At 63.8% G+C, this 1,380-nt stretch carries 1 protein-coding gene; it reads left to right on the forward strand.

What is annotated here, in order from left to right:
- Positions 1-111 precede the first annotated feature (111 nt).
- On the forward strand, positions 112-1,251 hold the full coding sequence (locus ACPT9U_RS17695) for an ISNCY family transposase (RefSeq protein ID WP_435751921.1): 1,140 nt from the start codon (positions 112-114) through the stop codon (positions 1,249-1,251).
- Positions 1,252-1,380: the final 129 nt, after the last annotated feature.

Below are 1,380 nucleotides of genomic sequence, written 5' to 3' on the forward strand. Positions count from 1 at the left end.
TGTAGGGAGCACATAAACTGTCCGGACTTGTAGCACGTGATCTGTCCGGTTTCATTGTTCACCCAGGAGGTGGCGATGAGACGGACGGAATTGCTACAGGAGATCCGAGCGATGCGGTTCGAAGAGGCGTATTCAGGCTGGCAGGAGGGACGGCTGCGGCAGGAGGAAGCGGCACGGTTGCTTGGGGTGTGCGAACGAACGTTTCGGCGCTACATCGACCGATATGAGGAGTCGGGGCTGGAGGGTTTGATCGACCGCCGCCTAGCCCAGGTGTCGCACCGGCGCGCGCCGGTCGATGAGGTGATGGCGCTGTGCGAACAGTACAAGCGCCGGCACATGGGCTGGAGCGCGAAGCACTTCTACGCCTGGTACCGGCGTGACGGCGGCGATCGCAGCTATAGCTGGGTCAAGAGCCGGCTCCAGGACGGAGGGCTGATCAAGAAGGCACCGGGCCGGGGCAAGCACAGGAAGAAGCGCGAGCGCTCGCCCTGGCCGGGGATGATGCTGCATCAGGACGGCAGCACGCACGCGTGGGTGCCGGGCCGTCAGTGGGATCTGATCGTGACCATGGACGACGCGACCAACGAGCACTACTCGATGTTCTTCGTCGACGAGGAAGGGACCGCATCGAGTCTTCGCGGGGTACGCGAGGTCATTGAAGCGCGGGGACTGTTCTCGAGCCTCTACACCGATCGCGGCAGTCACTACTGGCACACGCCCGAGGCCGGCGGCAAGGTCGATCGGCGCCATCCCACCCAGTTTGGTCGGGCGATGCAGCAGCTCGGGATCGAGATGATTGCGGCGTACTCGCCCGAAGCACGCGGACGCAGCGAGCGCATGTTCAGCACCCATCAGGCGCGCCTGCCGCGCGAGTTGGCGTTGATGGGCATCACCGACATGGACGCAGCCAACCGCTACCTTCGTGAGCATTACATGCCGGCGTTCAACACCGAGTTCATGCAGCCGGCGATGGAGGACGGTTCGGGCTTCGTACCCTACGTCGGACGCGATCTCGATGATGTGCTGTGCGAGCAGTTCGAGCGCACCGTCGGCAAGGACAACTGCGTCAGCTTCGAGAACCTCAAGCTGCAGATCCCCGCTGACCGCGCGCGGCACCACTACGTGAAGGTCAAGGTGCGCGTGGTCCGGCGTATCGACGGACGTCTGGCGCTGTTCCACGGGCCGCGCCTGCTCGCCCGCTATGGGCCGGATGGCACGCCCGAAGAACAGGCACTTCAGGCCGCTGCGTAACTGTCCGCCGCAGCGGCCGCGAGGTGGGAAGCCTGCTTCGGGCTACGCCCTTTGCAGGCTTCCCACCTCGCATAACCGAGCGGACAATTCATTTGCTACAACACCGGACAGTTCTATTTGTTGCCAACA

Source organism: Thauera sp. AutoDN2 (assembly GCF_051280715.1).
In the GTDB taxonomy this organism is placed as follows: Bacteria; Pseudomonadota; Gammaproteobacteria; order Burkholderiales; family Rhodocyclaceae; genus Thauera.

Coding starts and splice junctions, on each gene's coding strand:
- ACPT9U_RS17695 (WP_435751921.1), top strand. CDS start 112: ATGCGGTTCGAAGAGGCGTATTCAGGCTGGCAGGAGGGACGGCTGCGG.